Origin of the sequence: Listeria grandensis (assembly GCF_014322885.1) — a bacterium.
Taxonomy (GTDB): domain Bacteria; phylum Bacillota; class Bacilli; order Lactobacillales; family Listeriaceae; genus Listeria_A; species Listeria_A grandensis.
The window spans coordinates 47242-70912 of record NZ_JAASUG010000008.1; the positions used below are offsets into that span (position 1 = coordinate 47242).

18 protein-coding genes and 1 tRNA gene are annotated in these 23671 nt (G+C 42.2%); 17 read left to right on the forward strand and 2 right to left on the reverse strand.

From position 1 onward, the window contains the following. Window positions 1-75 precede the first annotated feature (75 nt). The 13 genes from HCJ54_RS11490 (at window position 76) to HCJ54_RS11550 (ending at window position 15639) form a co-directional block, all read left to right on the forward strand. Window positions 76-1623, forward strand: coding sequence for a lipopolysaccharide biosynthesis protein (locus HCJ54_RS11490; protein ID WP_187137732.1), 1548 nt, complete (start codon window positions 76-78; stop codon window positions 1621-1623). 24 nt (window positions 1624-1647) lie between these two features. After that, complete coding sequence (locus HCJ54_RS11495; RefSeq protein WP_187137733.1) at window positions 1648-2688, forward strand: glycosyltransferase family 4 protein; 1041 nt, start codon at window positions 1648-1650, stop codon at window positions 2686-2688. Window positions 2689-2709: 21 nt separating this feature from the next. Beyond that, on the forward strand, window positions 2710-3930 hold the full coding sequence (locus HCJ54_RS11500) for a hypothetical protein (RefSeq protein WP_051998458.1): 1221 nt from the start codon (window positions 2710-2712) through the stop codon (window positions 3928-3930). 20 nt (window positions 3931-3950) lie between these two features. Next, the gene (locus HCJ54_RS11505) at window positions 3951-4910 is read left to right on the forward strand and encodes an SDR family NAD(P)-dependent oxidoreductase (protein WP_187137734.1); all 960 of its coding nucleotides are present in this window, start codon (window positions 3951-3953) and stop codon (window positions 4908-4910) included. A gap of 9 nt (window positions 4911-4919) precedes the next feature. Continuing rightward, window positions 4920-5147 carry a helix-turn-helix domain-containing protein gene (locus tag HCJ54_RS11510; protein WP_187137735.1) on the forward strand — a complete coding sequence of 76 codons (228 nt, stop codon included), beginning with the start codon at window positions 4920-4922 and terminating at the stop codon, window positions 5145-5147. 263 nt (window positions 5148-5410) lie between these two features. After that, window positions 5411-7561 (forward strand): anaerobic ribonucleoside-triphosphate reductase, encoded by a 2151-nt coding sequence (nrdD, locus tag HCJ54_RS11515; protein WP_187137736.1) that lies wholly within the window; start codon window positions 5411-5413, stop codon window positions 7559-7561. Continuing rightward, complete coding sequence (gene nrdG, locus HCJ54_RS11520; RefSeq protein ID WP_187137737.1) at window positions 7554-8108, forward strand: anaerobic ribonucleoside-triphosphate reductase activating protein; 555 nt, start codon at window positions 7554-7556, stop codon at window positions 8106-8108. The genes nrdD and nrdG overlap by 8 nt, the downstream gene beginning before the upstream one ends. A 393-nt stretch (window positions 8109-8501) precedes the next feature. Beyond that, on the forward strand, window positions 8502-10913 hold the full coding sequence (locus HCJ54_RS11525; protein ID WP_187137738.1) for a metallophosphoesterase: 2412 nt from the start codon (window positions 8502-8504) through the stop codon (window positions 10911-10913). 333 nt (window positions 10914-11246) lie between these two features. Then, window positions 11247-11516 (forward strand): peptidase dimerization domain-containing protein, encoded by a 270-nt coding sequence (locus tag HCJ54_RS11530; RefSeq protein WP_342354466.1) that lies wholly within the window; start codon window positions 11247-11249, stop codon window positions 11514-11516. A gap of 361 nt (window positions 11517-11877) precedes the next feature. Further along, window positions 11878-12717 carry a YitT family protein gene (locus HCJ54_RS11535; protein ID WP_187137739.1) on the forward strand — a complete coding sequence of 280 codons (840 nt, stop codon included), beginning with the start codon at window positions 11878-11880 and terminating at the stop codon, window positions 12715-12717. 32 nt (window positions 12718-12749) lie between these two features. Beyond that, window positions 12750-13916 (forward strand): hypothetical protein, encoded by a 1167-nt coding sequence (locus HCJ54_RS11540; RefSeq protein WP_187137740.1) that lies wholly within the window; start codon window positions 12750-12752, stop codon window positions 13914-13916. A 120-nt stretch (window positions 13917-14036) separates the two neighbouring features. Then, complete coding sequence (gad, locus tag HCJ54_RS11545) at window positions 14037-15443, forward strand: glutamate decarboxylase (RefSeq protein WP_187137741.1); 1407 nt, start codon at window positions 14037-14039, stop codon at window positions 15441-15443. Window positions 15444-15566: 123 nt separating this feature from the next. Beyond that, window positions 15567-15639: transfer RNA gene (locus tag HCJ54_RS11550), tRNA-Asp, on the forward strand. Between the two features lie 75 nt (window positions 15640-15714). Here HCJ54_RS11550 and HCJ54_RS11555 read toward each other — a convergent pair. Further along, window positions 15715-16035 (reverse strand): putative heavy metal-binding protein, encoded by a 321-nt coding sequence (locus HCJ54_RS11555; RefSeq protein WP_181677825.1) that lies wholly within the window; start codon window positions 16033-16035, stop codon window positions 15715-15717. 103 nt (window positions 16036-16138) lie between these two features. Then, window positions 16139-17596: an AcpB/EbpR/MafR family transcriptional regulator gene (locus HCJ54_RS11560; RefSeq protein ID WP_187137742.1), complete on the reverse strand. Its 1458-nt coding sequence runs from the start codon at window positions 17594-17596 to the stop codon at window positions 16139-16141. Window positions 17597-17809: 213 nt separating this feature from the next. On the opposite strand from HCJ54_RS11560, the gene HCJ54_RS11565 reads away from it, so the two are divergent. The 4 genes from HCJ54_RS11565 to HCJ54_RS11580 all read left to right on the forward strand — a co-directional run bounded on the left by HCJ54_RS11565 (window position 17810) and on the right by HCJ54_RS11580 (window position 23584). After that, entirely contained in the window at window positions 17810-18520 is a 711-nt protein-coding gene (locus tag HCJ54_RS11565; RefSeq protein ID WP_187137743.1) for a Crp/Fnr family transcriptional regulator, read from the forward strand. Between the two features lie 127 nt (window positions 18521-18647). Further along, complete coding sequence (locus HCJ54_RS11570; protein WP_187137744.1) at window positions 18648-19364, forward strand: Crp/Fnr family transcriptional regulator; 717 nt, start codon at window positions 18648-18650, stop codon at window positions 19362-19364. A 78-nt stretch (window positions 19365-19442) separates the two neighbouring features. Next, window positions 19443-20159 carry a CpsD/CapB family tyrosine-protein kinase gene (locus tag HCJ54_RS11575; protein WP_187137745.1) on the forward strand — a complete coding sequence of 239 codons (717 nt, stop codon included), beginning with the start codon at window positions 19443-19445 and terminating at the stop codon, window positions 20157-20159. A gap of 254 nt (window positions 20160-20413) precedes the next feature. Next, window positions 20414-23584 carry a toxin Cry1Ac domain D-VI-related protein gene (locus HCJ54_RS11580; protein ID WP_187137746.1) on the forward strand — a complete coding sequence of 1057 codons (3171 nt, stop codon included), beginning with the start codon at window positions 20414-20416 and terminating at the stop codon, window positions 23582-23584. The last annotated feature ends 87 nt before the right edge of the window (window positions 23585-23671 follow it).

Consider the following 23671-nt stretch of genomic DNA (forward strand, 5'->3'; position numbering starts at 1 on the left):
CTGGAAAAACCCTGATTTCATGAGGCTCCATGATAAACTTAGAGTAACAAATCAAAGAAAGGAAGTGTGGCCCGATTGGCTAAAACAAAAACGGCATTCGTCGCAAAAAACCTCCTGATTGGCAGCGGGACACAAGTCATTTTCTTAATCTTAAGTTTCATTAACAGAACGGTGTTCATCTACTTTCTAGGAAAAGAATACCTCGGCCTCGATGCCTTATTCACCAACATCTTGATGGTCCTATCCTTCGCAGAACTTGGCATCGGCAACGCAATCATTTTCAGCCTTTACAAAAGCATGGTAGACAAAAATAAGGCCCGAATCAAAGCGATCATGGCACTTTACGCCAAAGCATACCGCATCATCGGGCTTACCGTTTTCATCGTTGGACTACTCTTAATGCCCTTTTTAAACCTATTTATCAAAAATCCACCGAACATTCCTGAAAACATCTATATGATCTACTTCCTATTTCTACTCAATACGGCGATTTCCTACATGTTCTCCTACAAAAAAGCCATTTTCTCCGCCGATCAAAAAGAATACGTCATTAACGTGAGTCAACAAATTTTCTTCCTCATTCAATCGGTAGTACAACTCACGTATCTATATATCACAAGAGACTACATCGGGTTCATCGTTATCCAAGTCGTCTGTACGCTTGGCCTCAACATTTTCCTAGCAGTTTACGCCAACAAGAAATATAGCTTCCTCAAAGGAAAAACAACCGAAAAACTCGATAAAGCAGAAGTTAAAACAATTTTCCAAAACGTTAAAGCACTGGCTATGTATAAATTTGGTTCCATCATCATGAACGGCACAGACAGCATCATTATTGCTGCTTTCCTTGGCCTCAGCGTGGTAGGAATTTACTCGAATTACCTGCTTATTATCGCCGCAGTTGTTACCGTCTTGTCTCGTGCACTAAACTCGATTACCGGAAGTATTGGACATCTCAATAACGCAGACGATGACGCCAAAAAAGAACAAGTTTTCAAGCAACTATTTTTCATCGTCGCGTGGATTTACTTCTTGCTCTCGATCATCCTGTTTAACGTCATCAACCCGTTCATTACGCTTTGGATCGGTGAAAGTTTTGTACTTGGAACAGGTACCGTGCTCGCTATCGTCGCAAGCTTTTACATCAACGGTATGCAATTTCCTGGGTACACTTACCGTACCACAATGGGATTATTCCGCCAAGGTCGCTACGTTCCAATCGCGATGGCTGTACTAAACATCATCCTGTCGATCATCTTTGCCACACATTTTGGACTCGTTGGTGTTATCGTCGCAACAATCATTTCGCGCCTCGTAACCACGACCCTGATCGATCCGTACCTCGTCTACCGTTTCGGCTTTAAAAAGAAAGTCGGGAGCTACTTCAAAATGTACCTCGGATACGCTATCATCACATCCATTGCCTTTGCCGCCTCGATTCCGGTCATGAACTGGATTTACCAAGGTACATGGTTCACACTCATCCTCGGCGCAGGGAGCCTATTTATTCTCCTAAACGCAGTCTTCTTCCTAGTTTTCTACAAGAAGTCAGAGTGCCAAGCAATCATTCGCCGTATCAAAAGCATGATCAAACGTAAAAAAACAAGCATAACACCCCAATAAAACGAAGAGAGGAAGACCAGCCAAATGAAGCAAGTAATCATGATCGGCCCCGCATCTGTATCAAAAGGCGGTATCGCAACCGTCATCGCCAACTTTGAAAAAACATTTGCAAGTGAAACTGTCAACATTCACTATATCGCTAGTTGGAAAGAAGGTAGCGCACTATTCAAGCTCTGGATGTTTATACGCGCCATCATGCAACTCTGCTACGTGGCAATCACACAAAAAATCGACATCGTGCACATTCACACCTCTCAAAAAGGTAGCTTCTATCGCAAAATGATCTTCATCAACATCGCCAAACTTTTCAGAAGCAAAGTCATTTTACACATGCATGGCTCAAGATTTGGCATTTTTTACGACCAGCAAACAAGCTTTATACAAAAACGCATCGTGAATCATCTGAACCGTCTTGATCACATTATTGTCCTCAGCGAAGCGTGGAAAACGTACTATGAAAATATGTGTGACACCCCGGTTAGCGTTATGGAAAACGCCGTCGAGGTTCCGCGCACGAACCCATATAATAACACCAGCAAAACAATTGTCACATTTGGAAATGTCAGCCAAGAAAAAGGAAGCTACGACCTACTCCGCGCCATCCAATCACTCGGCGCCACCTATCAAGAATACGAGTTCATTTTCTACGGCATCGGCGATATCGAAACAGCCCAAACCCAAATCAATCAAAACAAGCTAACGAACGTCACACTTGGCGGTTGGGTCGAAAGCCACCAAAAACAAACAATCTTAGAAAGCGCGCTACTGCACATCTTGCCATCCTACCATGAAGCGCTTCCAATGGCTATTCTAGAAACAATGGCACACGGCATTCCAAACATTAGTACAAACGTCGGAGGCATTCCTCAAATCATCCACGATAAACAAAACGGTTTGCTTATTGAACCCGGAGATATCACAGAACTACACGAGGCCATCGCAGACTTACTCGATAATCAAGAAGCCCGTGAGCTAATGAGTACAAAAGCCCATCATGCCGTCCAAGACCAGTTTTCGATGGATGCATGTAATAACAAGTGGGAACAATTTTACGAAAACCTCTAAAAAAACGAAGGAGTGTGAAACATGGTTGCTTTTTTAATCGCCTTGCTACTGTCATTATTCGCAAGTCTTATCCAACAAATCATCCCACAAATCGATGCGATCGATAAGATCATCGCTGTGATCTTCGCAGTTAGCGCGATTGCTAAACTAACTTATTTGGAAACAAAGCAACGTTTCACACTCCGTCCAAGCGACATCGGATTGTTCGCGATTAGTATTATTTTCATCATCTACTGTTTCATCCCAAACGCATTCCACCAACCGAGCAACACGATGTTCCTTCAAATCTACTCGATGTTCTCCATTTTAAAATTCGTCATCGTCTTTTGGAGCGGCCTGTTCTTGTTTCGTAACACAAAATTCCGGACAAGCACACTGTTTTTCCGTAGGATGTCTACGATACTCACCACGATCTTCCTTGTCATCGGCGTTCTCAATATCCCGCTACACTTCCTAGAACCATTTGACATTCGCTTTGGCATCGAAACAGTATCGTTTGGTTTCCGCCACCCAGCTCAATTTGCAGCCACGATCATCGTTATCACTATCGTCCATATCTTTATTTCATGGTCCGAACAAGGAAAAATGCCGTACTATATCATCTTCGCAAACTTCATCCTTGTCTTTTTAGCAGGAAGAACAACATCGATCGGCTTCTATCTTTGTCTGATACTATTGATTCTCATCTTCCCTTACATCAAGCGAATTCCGATTTATGTATACGCGCTAATCGGCGGTGTTTTCTACTGGTTAGGAAGCGACAGGATTAGCAACCAGTTCCTAGGAACAGATGGAGAAGCACGCGGGGTACTACTTGACACAAGCTTAACGATCGCAAGTGAAAATGCTCCGTTTGGCGCCGGCCTTGGTATGTTCGGTTCCAACGCCTCACGCCTGAACTACTCGCCGCTTTACGAACAATATGGCATTTCCCGTGTGTGGGGTCTTACGCAAGAAAATCCCAACTTTGTGACGGACTCTTACTGGGCGATGATTATCGGTGAGCTTGGATTCCTCGGTATGTTTTTCATCATCGTCATTATCGGTTACGTGCTTTGGTTACTGTACAAAGAAATCGTTGGTAGCACGTACCAAATCAAGTTCCTAATTTTCCTGCCAATCGTCTATGCCCTACTCACAAGCCCAATTGATACTGTATTAGTATCCAACACAAGTATCTTTCTCGTACTCGCGACAATCTACATGGTCGCTTTAAACAATGAATACCGCAGTCAAAAATAGAAATTCAGGAGGCAAAAATAATGGAAAAAACTATTTTTATAACAGGTGGCGCAGGTTTTATCGGTTCTCATCTTTGTGAAATGTATATTAGCGAAGGTTATAACGTCGTCTGTATCGACAACTTAGTATCAGGAAATTTAAATAATCTATCTGAAATCATTAAACATCCAGCATTCACATTCGTTCAAGGAGATATCCGCGATCGTGATCTGATGATGCAACTTTTCGAGACACATAAACCAAGCCATGTAAACCACCACGCTGCACAAAAATCCGTTGCTTATTCTGTTGAAAACCCAAGCTATGATTTAGACGTTAACCTTGTCGGTCTGATGACTATTCTTGATTGCGTAAAGGCGCACCCAATTGAAAACTTTATCTATGTTTCTTCTGGTGGAGCGCTCAGTAAAAAAATCGAAGGCACGGAGAAGTCATCTGAGGCAGACACGCCCCAACTTATTTCCCCGTATGCTTTAACTAAATTTACAGGTGAAAAATATATTGAAATGTACGCCGCGCAATACGGTTATGAATTCACGGTAGTACGTTATGCTAATATTTATGGCCCAAGGCAAGTTCCAGATGGCGAATGTGGTGTCATCCCGATTTTCCTAAACAATATTTTGGCAGAAAAGCCATCCGTGTTGATGACCTACCCAGACATGCCAAACGGCTGTACGCGTGATTACGTCTACGTTGCGGATGTTGTTGAAATCAACAAACTAGCTAGCGAAAAGCCAGTCAATACAATCGTTAATGTCGGTACTGGAGAAGAGATCGCGATTTTAGATATCTACAAAGAAATTTTAGAAGTTTTCGAGAGAAATGTAGCGATCTTTATTGAAGCACCACGAGCTGGAGATGTTAGGCGCTCTGTTTTAGACGCCGGGCGCGCAGCAGATTTACTAGGTTGGGAAAGCAAAGTTGGACTACACGAAGGTTTAACGAAACTAAAAAAACATTTGGAAATAAAAAAGTAGGGGGACCACATGGAAAATAAAAAACTTTTAGAAATGCTGGATGAGTACTTCCTATCTACGAAAGAGGCCGTTGAATACCTTGACGTGTCCCGCCAATGCTTTTTCTCACTCGTGTCTCGCGGCAAGATCAACAAGATCAAAAAAGGCTCAGTCGTGCTGTATTATCGACATGAGATCGAAAACCGTAAATTAGACGCAGAATTATTGCGAAAGCAGTATAATTATACAGTTGAATAAAAACGAGTACCTCGAAATCTGTACGCTGGATTTTGAGGTTTTTTTGAATAAATAAGCCATTAGCCTCTTCATTATGTAGTCATTATTATCTGGTGAGGTGACATTGTTGGTATAATCACATTCGTGTTTGGTAAGATTTTTTTGAAAGTTGCTCCTAATAGCCTATTTTCTGATGGAATTCGATTATTGTTAGAAAAACCATGTATATTGTGTCATAATGAGGATGCGGATACAATATATAGTGTTTGAAGGGAAGCGGAGATATGTACGTGGAGAAGGAAACGGAACAATTAGTGATTAAAAGAGATGGTCGGAAGGTCGGATTTGACCTGATTAAGATCAGGAATGCAGTGCAGGCTTCGATGGTGAGCTGTGGTGTCGATGATGCGGCTTATTTGGAAGCAGTTTTAGTCGATATTGTGAAAAGTTTACCAAATGATATGGCGGTAACGATTGATGAGATTCAGCACGTGGTCGAGGATCATTTGATGAAGTCTACATACCCGGATGTGGCGCGAGCTTATATTGAGTATCGGCATGATCGGGATTCGTATCGTGCGAGTATGACGGATTTGACGGTGAGTGTGCAGAAGTTGCTGGATCGGGATAAAACGGTTGTGAATGAGAATGCGAACAAGGATGCAACGGTCTTTAATACACAACGGGACTTGACGGCGGGCGCGGTGGCGAAGAGCTATGCGCTGAAATATATGTTGCCAAAACATGTGGCGAATGCGCATCTGAAAGGGGACATTCATTTTCATGACCTCGATTATAGTCCGTATCACGCGATGACGAATTGTTGTTTGATCGATATTGCGGGCATGCTGGCGAATGGTTTTACGATTGGGAACGCGAATGTGGAAAGTCCGAAGTCAATTCAGACGGCGACCGCTCAGATAGCGCAGATTATCGCGAATGTGGCGAGCTCGCAGTACGGTGGGTGTTCGGTGGATCGGATTGATGAAGTTTTGGCGACGTATGCGAAACGGAATTATGAGAAACATGAGGAAGAGGCGGAAAAATGGGTTTTGGCGGAGCGCCGGGTGGAATTTGCGCGAGAACGGACGCGAAAAGATGTTTATGACGCGATGCAGAGTTTGGAGTACGAGATCAATACGTTGTACACGAGTAATGGGCAGACGCCATTCGTGACGCTAGGCTTTGGGCTTGGCGAGGACTGGTTTGCACGCGAGATTCAGATGGCGATTTTGAGAGTGCGACTTGGCGGGATTGGGAAGGATAAGCAGACGGCGATTTTTCCGAAGTTGGTATTCTCGATCAAACGGGGAACGAATTTGGAAGCGGTGGATCCGAACTACGATATTAAGCAGTTGGCGCTGGAGTGCTCGGCGAAACGGATGTACCCGGATGTGCTGAACTATGATTCGTTGGTGCGCTTGGCGGGGGATTTCAAGGTGCCGATGGGGTGCCGATCGTTCTTGCCTGCTTGGCGTGATGAGAATGGTAATTTTGTGAATGCGGGACGGAATAATTTGGGCGTTGTGACGCTGAATGTGCCGCGGATTGCGATTCAAAGCGGGGGAAACCGAGAAAGATTCTGGGAAATTTTCACGGAACGAATGCAGACAGTGAAGGATGCGCTACTTTTCAGATTGGAGCGGGTTCGCGCAGCAAAACCGGAGAATGCACCGATTTTGTATAAGTACGGGGCGTTCGGAAAACGGCTTGATGATGGGCAGGATGTGGATCAGCTTTTTAACAAAGAGCGGTCGACGATTTCAATTGGTTACATTGGCTTGTATGAGGCTGCGACGATGTTTTATGGTGGCGAATGGGAGACGAATCCAGAAGCCAAGGCGTTCACGATTGAGATTGTGAAAAAGCTGAAGGAATACGCGGATGCTTGGAAGGCAGAGTACGGCTATTGGTTCAGCGTGTATTCGACGCCGAGCGAGAGTTTGACGGATCGCTTTAACCGCCTAGACCGCGAGAAATACGGCGATATCAAGGATATTACCGACAAAGAATATTACCAAAACTCGTTCCATTACGATGTCCGCAAAAAAGTGACGCCGTTTGAAAAACTCGATTTTGAGATGGAATATCCAGAATATTGTTCGGGTGGTTTTATTCATTATTGTGAGTATCCAAAGCTGACGCATAATTTGAAGGCACTCGAGGCTGTTTGGGATTATGCTTATGATCGCGTGGCTTATTTAGGAACAAATACGCCGATTGATCGTTGCTATGAGTGTGGTTTTGAAGGGGAGTTTGCGCCGACTGCGGAAGGGTTTAAGTGCCCAGAGTGTGGCAATACGAATCCAGAAACGGCGGATGTCGTGAAGCGGACGTGTGGTTACCTGGGAAATCCGATGAAACGGCCAATGGTGCATGGCCGCCATGAAGAGATTACGCAACGGGTGAAGCATCTGGAGTCCTCAAATGAATAATCCAAAACCGCAAGAATGGCGTGCAGAGAAGCTTTCGGCGAATTATATTGCGGATTATAAACCGTTTAATTTTGTGGATGGTGAAGGTGTGCGGTGTAGTTTGTACGTTTCTGGTTGTCCTTTTCATTGTGAAGGATGCTACAATGAGGCAGCGCAGTCATTTCGATATGGAACGCCGTATACAGACGAGCTTGAGGACAAAATCATCGCTGACTTGTGGCATGAAAGTGTGCAGGGATTGACGTTACTTGGCGGAGAACCATTTCTGAATACGGTAGTGTGTTTGCGGCTTGTGAAGCGAATTCGGGCACTATTTGAGGATACGAAAGATGTTTGGTCGTGGACGGGCTATACGTGGGAAGAATTGATGCAGGAAACATCGGATAAATTGGAGCTACTTTCTTATGTAGATGTGTTGGTGGATGGGCGTTTTGAACAGGATTTATTTGATCCTAACTTAGCGTTTAAGGGCTCGAGTAATCAACGGATTATTGATGTGAAAGCCTCGTTACGATTTAATCAAGTGGTACTTTACGAAGCGAATTAAAAGTGTATATACATGCATAAACCCCGATTATATAGACTCGGGTACTATTGAGCGCTATAATCGGGGTTTTTGGTGACATTTATTAGCTATCACGGTTAACTTCCTTTGCCATTTTTGCTGGGTTTACGAGAGTCTCGCCGAGTGCTGCGATTACTTGCCAAGCTTTTTTCATAATGAACAGCTCCTTTCTAACTTTATTATAGCCTTAGAACATTGGAGTTTCCCGCGATCTAAATAACAATTTGCTAAGTTTATCTTACGGTTTTATCATAATTCTTGTAAGATTAAAAAATTTACATGCAAAAAACAAGATCGATACACATTCTCAAACAACGCTTAACATTGCTAAGATACACTTGGGTGGTAAGCGAAATTGAGGGGGATTGAGAAAAGGTGAAAAAGTGGAAATCAGGGTTTGTTTATTTGTTGGTGGCGCTTATTTTGGTTCAAATTGGGGTTACATATACGCCGTTTCCGAATGCTGTAAAGGCGGATAGCCAGGCGGGAGACACATTCATCGCTAAAGAATCAGAATGGAAATACTGGGATCAAGGGACTTATCCAGGAGATACGTGGCGGGACCAAACATTCAATGATACGGCTTGGAAATCAGGCAAGGGAGCGCTTGGCTACAATCCGAAAAACGCGGAAATCAAAATTAATACGACGATTTCCTACGGTGCTGTTGAGGACAAGAAATATCCTGTTTATTTTTTCAGGAAAAATTTTGAGGTGAAGGATGCGGACAAGTACTTGCGTGCGAACTTGGCGCTGAAAGCCGATGATAGTGCGGTTATTTACGTGAATGGAAATGAAGTGAAACGGGTGCGCCTTGCGGATGGGGCGATTAATTTCGGGGATTATTCGGGGCAACAGAGTGCTGATGCGGTGGAATATGAAGGCATTAAGCTCGGCGCGATTCCTTTGAAGGAAGGCACAAATACGATAGCGGTCGCGGTTTTTCAGCAAAAAGGGACGAGTTCAGATGTGACATTCGACGCGGAGTTGACGGGATTCACGACGCCGGAAGAAGTGGCGGCGGATGGAGACTATACACCATCTAAAATCGCTGTCACGTTCTTCGGAAACACACAGACACAAAAAGGCTTTACATGGCATACGAAGGCCGAAGCGGGATCAGATTTGCAATATGTGAAAGTAGCGGGAAGTGGGGCGCCGAACTTCGTGGGAGCGCAAACTGTGACGGGAACCCAAGAAGCCAATGATGCCGCAATCGGTGGTTTTTCCCATCAAGTAGCCGCGAAATACTTGGATTCAGGCACAACTTACTGGTACCGTGTTGGCGATAAGACCCGTGACACATGGAGTGAACCAGCCAAGTTCACGACGCAAAAGCGAGACACGAAGGCGTTCGATTTTCTATATGTGACCGACTCACAAGGAAGTAGCGAGGAAGAATATAGTTGGACGGATGCGACGCTGAATAAAGGTTTTGGGATGTTTCCCAACTCGGAATTCATTTTGCAAACAGGTGATTTGGTAAACACCTCATCGAGTCCTGCTGAATGGGGCTGGCTATTTGGGACCTCGCAAAAACTGCTAAGCAATACGACAATCGCCGCGGCAACCGGAAATCATGATGCGTTCAACAACTCGTTCCGCCAACATTTTTATTATGATCATCCGGCGAATGCGAACAATTTGAACAAAGGAGTTTACTATTCATTCGACTACGGTCCGGCGCATTTCATGATGTTAAACACGAATGATCAGGATTCGCGAGCGCTTGATCCAACGCAACTTGCTTGGTTGAAAGCCGATGCGAAAAAAGCACGTGAAGATGGCGCGAAATGGCTCGTTGTCGCGTTTCATAAAGGGATTTATACCGTTGCGAGCCACATGACAGACTCTGAAATTGTCACGCTACGCGACCAGCTTGCTCCAGTTTTTGATGAGCTTGGCATCGATATTGTGTTGCAAGGCCATGACCACAGTTACTTCCGCTCGCAACAAATGGACGGCAAGACGCCGATTGCAGTCGACAAAATCGGCAAAGTCGAGGAAGATGGGATTTCGCGCGATGTCGATCCGGGTGGACAAAGTTACCACGTCATCAACACGAGTGGTTACAAGTTCTACCAACCACAATCAGAAAGCAAGATGAGTGCTGCCGGTGTTTATCCCGCGAAGTACGCCCAACCGATGTTGCAAATGTTTGCGGGTATCAGTTTTACAGAAGATCGCTTCACGTATAAAGCCTACACCTATGATGCTAAATCAGCGCAAACAGCACGCGTGGCGGCAACTCCAGCGAATCTTTTCGATACGTACGGTATTTTGAAAACAGACAAAGCGAAGGCCGTCACCGCAGAAATTGCAGCATTACCAGAAAAAGTTGCGCTAACCGACGAGGCAGCCATTTTAGCGGCAAAAGCTTCGTATGATAATTTAGACACTACTTTACAGAAATATGTCACCAATTCGGATGTTTTAGTCGCAAAATTAGCCGATTTGGAAAAGTTACAAACAGAGGAACCAACGCCAGAGCAACCAGATCCTGATGTTCCGGAGCCAGAGACACCGACAGAGCAACCAGCGACACCAGAAGTTCCAACAACGAATCCAGAAAAACCAATGCCTTCCCAACCATCGGCGAATCAAGAAAGGGAGAACGCACCAAAACCAGTAACATCCACAAATGGTGATACACTGACAGAAGAAGTAGTAGCTGAAAAAGGACTACCAACAACAGGAGATACGCCAACAATGTGGGCGTTGATTACTCTCGGAGGCAGTTTTCTTGTACTCGGAACCTCTCTTTTATGGCGTAGGAAATATAAATAATCTGAAACGAGATCCATAACTATAGAATAGGGCACATCTCCAATCCGGTTTTTTCGGCTTGAGTATGTGTCCTATTTATTTAGCATACAAATGCATTTCTGAGCACAACGACAAGGTTTCAATCACCAGTAATACGGGAAAAATTGCATAACGGGAACTATGGTAAGATGACATTCATAGGAGGAGCCAAAATGATCGACAAGCCACGATTGTGAATAACACGCCCTACTTGAATTTGTGCTCTCTGTCGGAGAAGAAAGCGAATTAATCGGTATTAAGGCTGATATGAGCAGGCATACTGTGGATTATGATTTTGTTTAGATACATGCTGGAATTGAGCCTGAGAAAGGTATCTCGGCTCTCGAAATAACTACCAAAGCAATAGCTCAGATGAAACTAGGACGTATCGATGTTGAAACGACCGCAAATATTGGTATAATTAAAGGTGGAACTGCGACGAACATCGTGATGGAACATGTGCGGATGGTTGCAGAAGTTAGGTCAATCAACAGCGAATCCTGCAAGACGCAAATACAGCACATGAAAGACTTATTCGAAAAAACAACAGCAGAAATGGGTGGCGCGATTACAATAAAAGTATGAAAAACGGCGGCTACGGCTTTGACGCTAGCAATACCGTCGTCGAAATTGCCACCGAGATGATGGCGAATTAGAGATGACGGCTAATCACCAAGTAAGCGGCGGTGGTAGTGACGCCAACATTTGTAACGAACAAGAATTAAGAAACGACCAACTTATCGATCGGCTATGAAAAAATTCACACCGCTCACGAGTACATTCCAATTCGTGAATTAGAAAAAGCGATGGTATTAGCATACGAAATTGTGAAGCAAGCGGCCTCCGAATAAACTCACAATTCTATCTACATGTTAAAGTTCGCAACACAATCCGTAACCCTTCATAGACTGAACATGGTAAGACTAATTAGATTGAAGGTGTTTGAATGAAATATTTAGTGAAACAATTTTTACTCGTAGCAGTATCCATTGCGCTTATCGGCGCCAGTATTAACCTGTTTTTAGCACCGCATCACATTGCGGCAGGTGGTGTTACTGGGATAGGTATATTAGTAGAGCAGGCGCTGGGGATTCCTCTGGCACTTACGGTGTTAGTTCTAAACGTTGTGATGCTAATACTAGCATTCCTATTCCTAGGCCGCGCAGTATTTGTTAGATCATTTCTGGGAAGCCTACTTTTACCATTATCACTCGCTATTATTCCCGAAACGATGCTCGCGCAAGATCGCTTACTATCGGTTATTTTCGGCAGTATGATTTTTGCGATTGGTGTCGCGATTCTCTATCGCATTGAAGCTTCTAGCGGTGGGACAACGATTCCACCACTGATTTTGAAGAAATATTTCAACTTGAATACATCGCTTGGTCTATTTTTAGTGGATGCGATCATCGTTATTTTCAATATTTTCGTATTTGGAGTAGACGAATTTTTATTCGCGATTCTCTCACTTATTTTAGTTGCCATTATTATGAATTATCTAGAAACAGGTCTCAAAAAACGCAAAGCTGTCATGATTATGAGCGACGACAAGATCGAAGAAATAAAGGCAGGATTACTGGAAGAGATGGGGCGTGGCGTCACGGTTTTCTCCGTATCAGGCGGATTTACTGGAAGCGAAAAAACGATGCTAATGGTCGTTTTAGAAACACGCGAATACCAGTTGGCTTTAAAAATGATCAATTCCATTGACAAGAAATCTTTCGTCATTGCATATACTGTTTCCGAAGTTCACGGACTTGGTTTCAGTTACCACACAATTGAATAAAAAGAAAAAAACACCAAAACGAGGTGATTTATATGAATCCAGTTACAGCTTTTACAATAATTATGTCCATATGGGTGATCAGTGATTTCGTATCTAAAAAAACCAAATCGTTGATATCATCATTACTCGTGGCATCGATTATTTTCCTTATTGGATTTAAAACGAACGTATTTCCAGAAGATCTGCTCAGTAGTTCCTCGTTACTCGCGCTAGGTCAAACTGTTGTAGGCTTTATCATCGTTCATATCGGAACCATGATCAGCCTCGACGAATTGAAAAAACAATGGAAAACTGTTGTGATTGGCGTGGCTGCAGTCGCAGGTATCGCGGCATTCCTTTTCTTTATTGGTTCCTTTTTTCTAGATGAAAACTTCGTTATTGGAGCGATCGGGGCAATCAGCGGTGGTACGATCTCGGTTATCATCGTCCAAGAATCCGCACTGGCATCAGGGCTAGTACTTGTAGCCGTTTTCCCAGTCCTCATCGCGGCATTCCAAGGCCTCATCGGTTTCCCGTTGACATCGCTCATCTTACGTAAAGAAGCGAAGCGGATAAAAGGAGAATACCACACAGGAGCGCTCAAAGTAGAAAAGGTAGAGGAACATCATGAAGAAGCATCCAAAACAATACTACCAAAAGCGCTACAAACAACGGCGGGCACACTATTCGTCGTTGGGATCGTGGTGATGCTTTCCGTGTATATTGACGGAATCACAAATGGTGTCTTAAACACATTCGTTGTCGCCCTCTTATTCGGTATCGCATTACGCACATTCGGCGTCGTGAAACCAAATATCTTAAGCGGCATCGATGCTTACGGTCTCATGATGTTAGCCATCTTGATCATTATTTTTGGACCACTAGCCACATCTTCTGTTGAAGATCTCGTAGCACTTATCGGGCCACTTTGCATTGCCTTTGCAATCGGTGTAACAGGAAGCGTCGCGTTCTCGGCCATCATGGGTAAAATCCTTGGCTACAGCATCTCGATGTCCATCGCAATCGGGCTCACGACACTATATGGCTTTCCAGGAACGATGATTTTGAGTCAGGAGGCCGCGAGAAGTGTTGGTGAAAACGAACAAGAAGTCGCGGCAATCGAAGGCCAAATTTTACCGAAGATGATCATCGCAGGTTTTTCAACAGTGACGATAACTTCCGTCGTGCTTACTAGTATCATAGCAGAATTCATTCATTAAATTTTTTATAGCGCGGAGAGGAGCGCACAGTTCCCCTCCGCTTTTTTCATGTATGGGTTTACCTTGGCGTCAAAGAGGCTATGTGTAGTAAGATTAGATGAAAAAGGAGATGAGCAAAACATGGCACAACTAGGTGGAAATAAACAAGGTTCAGAGCACGATGAAATACGGCTATTTTACGGAGAAGGCTTGTCCGAACAACCACTTCCACGCTACGAAATCCCAGCAAACACGATGCCAGCCGGTGCGGCGTACGATTTTATCATGGATGAACTCAGAGACGAAGGAAGCGCCCGGCAAAACTTAGCGACATTCGTACAAACTTGGATGGAGCCCGAAGCACAGCAACTCATCATGAACACTCTCGACAAAAATGCTGTCGACAAATCGGAATATCCGCAAACCGCAGAAATCGAAGAACGTTGCGTCAACATTATCGCGAACCTCTGGAATGCCGATCAACGCGACGAATTCATCGGAACCTCGACGGTTGGTTCGTCCGAAGCCTGCATGTTAGGAGGTATGGCAGCCCTTTTCAGGTGGAAAAAACAAGCGCGCGAACTTGGCCTCGATATGAGCAAACGCCCAAATATGATTATTTCGTCGGCGTACCAAGTCGTTTGGGAGAAATTTGGCGTCTATTGGGATATCGAACTCCGTGAAGTTCCCGTTACTAAAGAATGTCTTGCTCTTGATCCCGACAAAGCGGTTGACCTCATCGATGACTACACTATTTGCGTCGTGGGCATCATGGGCTTAACCTACACCGGTCGCTACGATGACATCAAGGCATTGGACACCGCGATCACGGCATATAACGAAACAAGCAGGGTAAAAGTCTACATTCATGTCGATGCAGCATCAGGAGGCTTATACACGCCATTTATGGAACCTAATCTAGAATGGGATTTCCGTCTCGACAATGTCAAATCGATCAATACATCCGGACACAAATACGGCCTCGTTTACCCCGGCGTCGGTTGGGTAGTCTGGAAGGACAAAGAATGGCTACCAAAAGAGCTCGTATTCAACGTCAGCTATCTCGGCGGCGACATGCCAACCATGGCCATTAATTTTTCACGGCCCGCAAGCCTTATCGTTGCTCAGTACTACTTATTCCTGCGTCTAGGCTTCGAAGGCTTCCGTCAAGTCCACGCACGAACGCAAAAAGCAGCCAAATACATCACGAAAGAACTCAAAAAACTAGACATGTTCGAAATCATCAACGGTGCCGATCAGCTTCCAGTCATTGCGTGGACTCTAAGAGAAGACGCCGATGTCGAATGGGATCTATACGACCTATCAGATTTCTTGCGAATGCGCGGTTGGCAAGTTCCAGCGTACCCACTACCCGCAGATTTAGAAGAAATAGTCGTTCTGCGCGCCGTTATCAAAGGCGATTTCAGTTACGACTCCGCACTTCTCTTTGTCCGTGATCTCAAAGCAACCATCGAAAAACTCGAAGAATCACATGTTTTGCCAAGTGCGAATAACCATCCCAAGAAGCCTCACGGGTTTACGCATTGAACGATGAAAGAGGGATGAATGTAATGATTCGTCCTCTTTTTTTGAAAAAAACCCTGAAAATAGCTTGACGCAGGGGCTGAAACATGTTTTAATAAGGGAGTGCCAAAAATGGTGCGGCAAAAAGGTTCCGTGGTGTAGGGGTTAACATGCCTGCCTGTCACGCAGGAGATCGCGGGTTCAAATCCCGTCGGGACCGTCAAATAAGAATCGCGTTTTGTTTAGGATTTCACTATCCTAGACAAAACGCGATTTTTTCGTTATAGATTTAGTTTTACGCCACGACAACCGCGGTCCCAGAAGCTGTCACCATCAACATGCCATTATCCGCACCAAGTACTTCATAATCGATGTCCACGCCAACAACCGCATTCGCACCCAGTTTCGCCGCACGTTCTTCCATTTCCCGAATGGCTTCCTCACGAGCCGTCACCAACTCCTGTTCATAGCCCTCCGAACGTCCACCAAAGAAATTACGCAATCCCGCGCCAATATCCTTCATAAAATTAACCCCTGTAATTACCTCACCAAAAACAATCTGCTTATACTCTACAATCTGTTTGCCATCTACACTTGGCGTTGTCGTTGAAATCATGTTCCACTACCTCCTGATTTTTATGATACTATGACATTAAAATAGCACATTCGGCTAGAAAACACAAAAGAAGTACCAAATCCACACGCCAATTTTTCCACTATCACAATGTGTAATGAGATTGCTGCACGATAATTTTTTTCAATTGGTCCAAATCTCGCTTAGCTGGCGGCATATGCCATACGAGGACAGGACTACTATTCGGAGACTCAATTGGAAAATCACTAATAATTAAATCATACTGGCGCCAATGCTCTGTCGGTTGCAACTCCTCACAAAACACCACCAACTCCTCCGAGTAATATTTCCGAATCTCCATTTTCATATACTCTTCCCACAAAAAGCCGTTTTTCGAAATAATTTTCACATGAAGCCGTTTCGTGTAACTAGAATTTAATAAAGTGATGTTAAATAAATCATGTAGATACTTTAAAATCGTGGACTTGTTATCTCGTATATATTTATATTCTGGTTGCCCCTCATATTTCGACAACACCGCCTCGATATCTGCAATATCAACTTTATTAGGCAAATACTTAGTCGAAAAATAATCAATATCAAGAATCAGATGCGTTTTATCCACAAAGGCAAAGCGAGACAGATAATCGATGACACTCACCAAAATAACTTCCCTATCGATTGGACTGTCACCCAAAATGTTCATAAGATCAAGCACTAACTTAAACCGTTGTGGCCGCAACTCTTTTTCATATTGGATTCGAAGTTGAATTTGGTCACGCTCAATATAAGTAAAAGAAGTTAAAAAGAAGATTTTCAAGATAATATAGCGCTCTCCGATAGTTAAAGAAGTGCCGAGACAATCCTCTAAATCGCTAAAATCGATGCCATCAATATCATAAAAAGTGGACAATTCTTTCCAATGTGCTGCGTCTTTTTCATCAAAATTCATAGCAAAGCCTTGTTTAGCGCGGGTTAAAGAAACACCAATGGCAATAGCATATTCCAACCGCGAACTAACAGAGAAATATATATCCGATTTTTTTTCTAATTTTTTGATAAACGAGTGTACATATTCGATATCAATTTCATCTATCACCCAGCCAGAGTACGGATAAGCCTTACTAAAAAGGTGAAAATAGAAAAAGCGAACATTCATTTCATTTCCCTGGACTTGCAATGGTTCGGTATTCAAGATTAATCGGCTCTGCGCTAGAAATGTATCCACCTCCTTTAACTTCAAATAGAAGGAAGCAAGACTAACAAAATTTTCTTCCGCCCAATCTGGAACGTTAAGCGAGGTATTGTGAAAAGTAGATAAGGAAAGTTGAAATAGATCACTGTTGCAAATCATGTAGGCCGTTAAGTAATCAAAATTTATGTTATCCGCAACTTTCAGATATATGAACCTGTCTTTTTCCTCAATATGTGACATATCTTCAGGAAAAATTTCATTAAGGTGTGCGATATCACTATTTAGCGTATTCATGGAAGTCTCAATAGAAGAAAGTAACTTTTTCTTGGATAGCGACGTAGTAGCGAAAAACAATTTATTCAGTAGCTTTAGACGCCGGTAAGCCGTTGCAGGAACGACATATTTCATAATATTAACCCCCTCATACTAGTTACTAACAATCCTAAAACTATTACCCATAAAGGTCAAATCGTAAGCGTAGAAATAATACAATATCACTCAAAGTTTCAATAAATCGTTATATTTGCGAAAAAATAATCCATTAATGTAGAACAGCACTAGTAACCTTCCGTGATAGTATCAATATTGTAGTTAGTTAAAGGGAAGGAAGTGAGACGAATAATGATGAATCAACAAACGAAAGAGATGCATTTCTTATACAATTCCGAGACAGTCACTCAAGAATTCAGCGAACATAAATTTTATTATTTTCTGCAAAAAGATCTGTTTTCGCCAATAGAAGGCACGATTAAAAAATTCAAAAAACATGAGTTTCTTATAACTGAGAAGGAGATGGTCGATGAGATATATTTTATTCAAAGCGGCTGCGTCATGGCAATGAAAAATTATTCGCGCGTGATAGATTTTTATACAGAGGAAGATATTGTAGGTTTTGATTGCTTATTATTAACCGACTTGGCGGCCCATTCATTCAAAGCGATATCGGATGAAGTGTTAATCATGAAATACAAAAAATCGGAAATCATCGAAAAAGTTCTAAATGCACAAGAAGGTTATTTATATCATTATGTACACATGCAAAACCAAATAAAACGCCTACTAGAAAAAGAAGAGTTGTTGCGGCAGCCCTCCGAAAAACGCATTGGTTTTGCCCTACTCCAAATTATTAAAGGATGTGGCGCTAGAAAAAGGTATAGCGAGCTTGTGACATTTCCAAAACACATCAACAAAGGCATCTTAGCAAAGTACACAAACCTCAATCCAAACACAGTTACCAATGTACTACAAAAACTTCAAGAAGAATCAATCATCCAAGTAATCCAGCGAACCATGCATGTTAATGTATTGAAACTTCAATCCAAATTAAGTTAGCAGTTTAGGTTCATTCTATAAAATACATTATTCTACGCAGTTATTTAGAATACGCCAGTTTTTGCTGAATTAGCTGGTAAAGTGTAAGTAAGGCAAGAGACACAGAAATTTTTTAGGAGGTAAACGGATGAGGAATAATATCGCAGAGATGCAATTCTTATATAACCAAGAAAGTATTTCGACTCAATTCAGCAAAGAAAAGTTTCGCCAGTTTTTACAAGAAGATATGATTTTCCCACTAACAGGAGTTACAAAGAAGTATCGCAAAAATGATATTATCATCCCAGAAGGCGAAGTGACAAACGAAATCTACTTTATCGAATCTGGTAACATTGCAGCGATGAAAGAAGGCGAAAAGGTCATTGATTTTTACGCAAAAAACGACATCATTGGTCTAACAGATCTCCTATTAGATAGCCAGTCAGAATGCTCTTTCCAAGTGATATCTAATGAACTTATCCTAAAAAAGTACGATAAAGAAAACATCATTGAAAAAGTAATTAATACACAAGAAGGTTATTTCTATCACTACGTCCATATGCAAAATCAAGTCAGCAGAATGATGGAAAAAGAAGAACTTCTTAGATTACCATCAGAACAGAGAATCAGCCTAGCATTACTGATTTTAGGCACAGAATTCGGTGAAGAAACAAATGATCCAGACCTTCTCTGTTTCCCGAAGGCCATCAGCAAAGGAATGATCGCACAATACACCAACCTGAACCCGAATACAATCACAAACGTACTACAAAAACTAGAAGAAGCGGATATTCTTTTCCCAGCTAGAAGAGCATTCCATATCGATACATTCAAGCTACAGATCAAGCTAGAAGGAGTTTTATAAAAAGATTACTAATAATAGTATTTATAATATCGGAATTTTCGATAAACTATGGTGCTAAAACAGAAAGGATGGAAGTAAATGAAATTATTTAAAAAGAAGCAAGCCGCAGAAACACACCACAGACGAAAAAAAACGAGCGAGCCACAAAAACTAATCGCGAAATTGAGCCCCAAATCACCGCATTCCGAGCAATTTCGCTCGATACGTACCAACATCGAATATTCAAGCGTTGACAAAGAGATAAAATCAGTCCTTATCACGTCCTCCGAGCCTGATTCAGGGAAATCCATCATCTGCGCAAACTTAGCCGTCGTATTCGCTCAACAAGGTAAAAAAACACTGCTCATTGATGGCGATCTACGCAAACCAACCGTGAAAAAAATATTTCCAGAAGCGAAGACACATGGACTCACGGGTATTCTCACAAATAAAATAACCATCCAGGACGCCATATGTGATACAGATGTCAAGGATTTATACGTACTACCAGCAGGAATCGTCCCACCAAATCCATCCGAGCTATTAGGTTCTGCAAAAATGCAACAAGTATACGCTGAACTCTACGAACAATTTGACCAAATCATCTTTGACACCCCACCAATCCAGCTCGTTGTCGACGCCCAGCTACTCTGTTCACTCGTTGACGGCTCCATCCTGCTTGTCCGCAACGACCATTCCTCCAAAGAGAACAGCAAAAAAGCGCTTGAAAAACTACAATCAGGAAAAGCACGCGTACTTGGTAGTATCTTCAATAACAATAAAATGAAAATGGCCGGGTACTATTACGCCGAATGATGGGCGAATAATCTATAAGGAGGTGCATGCCGTTTGTAAATAACAATATAACCAAAATAATCACGAAATAAAGCATTAAAAAGAAAGTCATAAAAGGTTCAAGAACAAGTGGTTTCGTTTCTATATTAGTAGAAAACAGACTTTAATTTCTGCTCTATACTAATAAGTGTAGTCACCGCCAAGATAACAAGTTAGTGAGTATCCAAGTTTGGTGAACTCAACAAATATTAAAACAAGGAAGAGGTATTATTTTTATGAAAAAGCAACAAATCAAAAAATTAGTAAGCACGCTAACAGTAGCATCTATCATCGGAGCGAGTGTGGTAACTCCATTTAATGTTTTCGCAAATCCAGCTCAAGCGGCAGAAGGAATTCAAGTAGCATCCACACCAGTTTACGAATACAACGGCAACAAATTCCAAAACGTATTTTTAGATCTTAGCAGTCAAAATATTTATTTTCCAATAGTTCAAATCACAGATGATGTTCTTTACATCGATATGACACTCGTGTGGAAAAACTACGGAATTCGAGTAATCCTTCCGAATGGCCAAACTTTTGATAGATATAAAAGCTTGACGAAAGGTACGTATGATTATTACACTGTTGACCTGAAAGCTCTAAATGGCGGAACGATTCAATTAAGAACGTTAAACCCAAATGGCTCCTATGAACGCGCTGGAATATCAACAATTACTCTGAACACATCAGGTAACACAGGCGTAGCAATTAACACATACGGTCAAGCGGTATACAACTTGTTCAGCGACAGCACATTCACAAAACTGGGTACGAACGTAACGCAAAGTGACATTAACGCAGCAAAAGCACTAGCGGCCAATGTACCAAACTCTACCGAAAAAACAAATCTAACTAATTTAGTAAATAAAGCGCAAAGCGTCCTTGATGCTGACAACAAGAAAAAAGATGACGACGCACGAATTGCGGTAAATGCACTTTTCAACAATAACTCACCAAGCACAGACGTAATTAAACCAGAAACAACGCAAGGTTCAATCAATGCAGCACAAGCTCTAGTAAATCAAGTAACAGACCCAACGAAAAAAGCACAAATGCAAACGGACCTAGACAGAGCTAAAGAACTACTAACAACACGCGATGTTTCACAATCTGAATCAGCAAAACAAGCAGTAGCAAACAAAGCAGTGAAAGAATTATTTGTTAATGATTCACCAGCAAGTAACGAAATCAAAGCAGCAACAAACCAAAAAGCAATCGATGACGCACAAGCAACAATTAATGCTATTGTTGATCCAGCGACTAAAAGTGCACTACAAGCTGACCTAAACAAAGCACAAGCCTTACTAGACGCTCGCGGTAGTGCCGATCAAGCAGATAAAGAACAACAAGCGGTTGCAGGCTATCTTGTAAACCAATTATTCAAAGATAACACACCAAAAACAGATGCAATTAAAGATGTAACAACACAAGCAAAAATTGATGAAGCGCAAATCCAAGTAGACCTTGTAAAAGATCCAGCAGCACAAGTTACACTACAAAGAAACTTGAACCGTGCCCAAACACTTTTAAATGCTAAAAACGCTTTGAATCAAGCAGAAAAAGATCGTCAAGTAGCAGCAGACAACGCTGTAAATGCTTTATTCACAAGTAACAACCCAGCAACAGATGCAATCAAACCAACAACGAATCAAAAAGCAATTGATGATGCACAAAAAGTAGTAAATGCAGTAACAGACCCAGCAAAACAAGTAGAGTTACAAGTAGATCTTGATAAAGCCCAAAGTCTTTTAGATGCAGCAGTAGCAGCAGAAAAAGCAAAACAAGCAGTAGCAGAAAAAGCAGTCAATGAATTGTTCACAAACAACAGCCCACTAACAGGTGCAATCAAACCAGCAACGGATCAAAAAGCAATTGATGATGCGCAAAAAGTAATTGATGGCGTAACAGACCCAGCGAAAAAAGCAGCACTACAAGTAGATTTAGATAAAGCACAAAGCTTACTTGACGCAGCGGTAGCAGCAGAAAAAGCAAACAAAGCAGTAGCAGAAGAAGCAGTTAATGCCTTATTCACCAGCAATAAACCAACAACAAACACAATCAAACCAACAACAAACCAAGCAAAAATCGATGAAGCGCAAGAACTAGTTGATGCTGTGAAAAACCCAACTGAACAAGTAGCACTACAAGCAAACCTAGATAAAGCACAAGCACTTTTAGATGCAGTAACAGACGGTGCAGCAGCAGAAAAAGCGAAACAAGAAGCAGCAACAACAGCAGTAAACGAGTTATTCACAAACAACCTACCAACATCAAATGCAATCAAACCAACAACAAACCAAAAAGCAATTGATGACGCACAAAAAGTAGTAAGTGCAGTAACAGATCCAACGAAAAAAGCAGCACTACAAAAAGACTTGGATAAAGCACAAAGCTTACTAGATGCAGCAGCAGAAAAAGCAAAACAAGAAGCAGCAACAAAAGCAGTAAACGAGTTATTCACAAGCAATGATCCAGCTACAAACGCAGTTAAACCAACAACAAACCAAAAAGCAATTGATGACGCACAAAAAGCTGTAGACGCAGTAACAGATACAGCGAAAAAAGCAGCACTACAAAACAACCTAAATAAAGCCAAAGAATTGTTAGCAGCACCAACAACAGGTACAGTAAAACCAAATGAATTCACAATTGGCGATAAATATATCACAGGAACGTATTCAGGTGACGTTGCTAGTATATCCATGTTATTAAATGGCGAAGACAACAAATTTAATGGTGCGACACTAAAAAATGGTGAATTCAGCTTCTATGTAAATGACAAAAAAATCAAGAAAACAGATGTAGTAACTATGGTAGCTTACGACAAATCAGGTAAAGAATTGTCACGACAACAAGTGAAGTATACAGCTATTTCAGCAGGTACAATTACACCAAAAGAAATGACAATCCCAGGCGACAAGAACATTACTGGAACATATACAGGCGATGTAGCTTCGATTACAGTGGATGTTAAACGCGGAGAAACAGTAACAACTTACAAAGGCGGAACAGTGGGCAATGGTACATTCACTTACTACAGCCAAGATAAAATCAAAGCATCTACAGACGTAGTTACTGTGAAGGCATTTGACAAAGATGGTAAACAATTAGATACAAAAGTTATCAAATTAAAAGCAGCAGTAGTAGAAACAAAAGGAGCAATCACACCAGATACTTTTACAGTTGGTGGTAAAAACATTACTGGAACATTTACAGGTGATGTGAAGTCACTTAAAGTAACAGTTGCAGGAACTCTTTACACTGGCGGCGGTACAATCAATACGGATGGTACGTTCAAATTCTACGTACTTGGTAAAACAATCGTAGCAGGCGATGTCATTGAAATTCAAGCACTAGACAAAACAGGTAAAGTATTAGATACAAAAACAGTCGTAGCAAAATAAGGTGATAAGCTAGAATAGAGAGTTTGGGACAGAGCCAGCAGATTTAACGAGGCTACGTCTCAAACTCTTTTTCAAAAAATGAAAGGA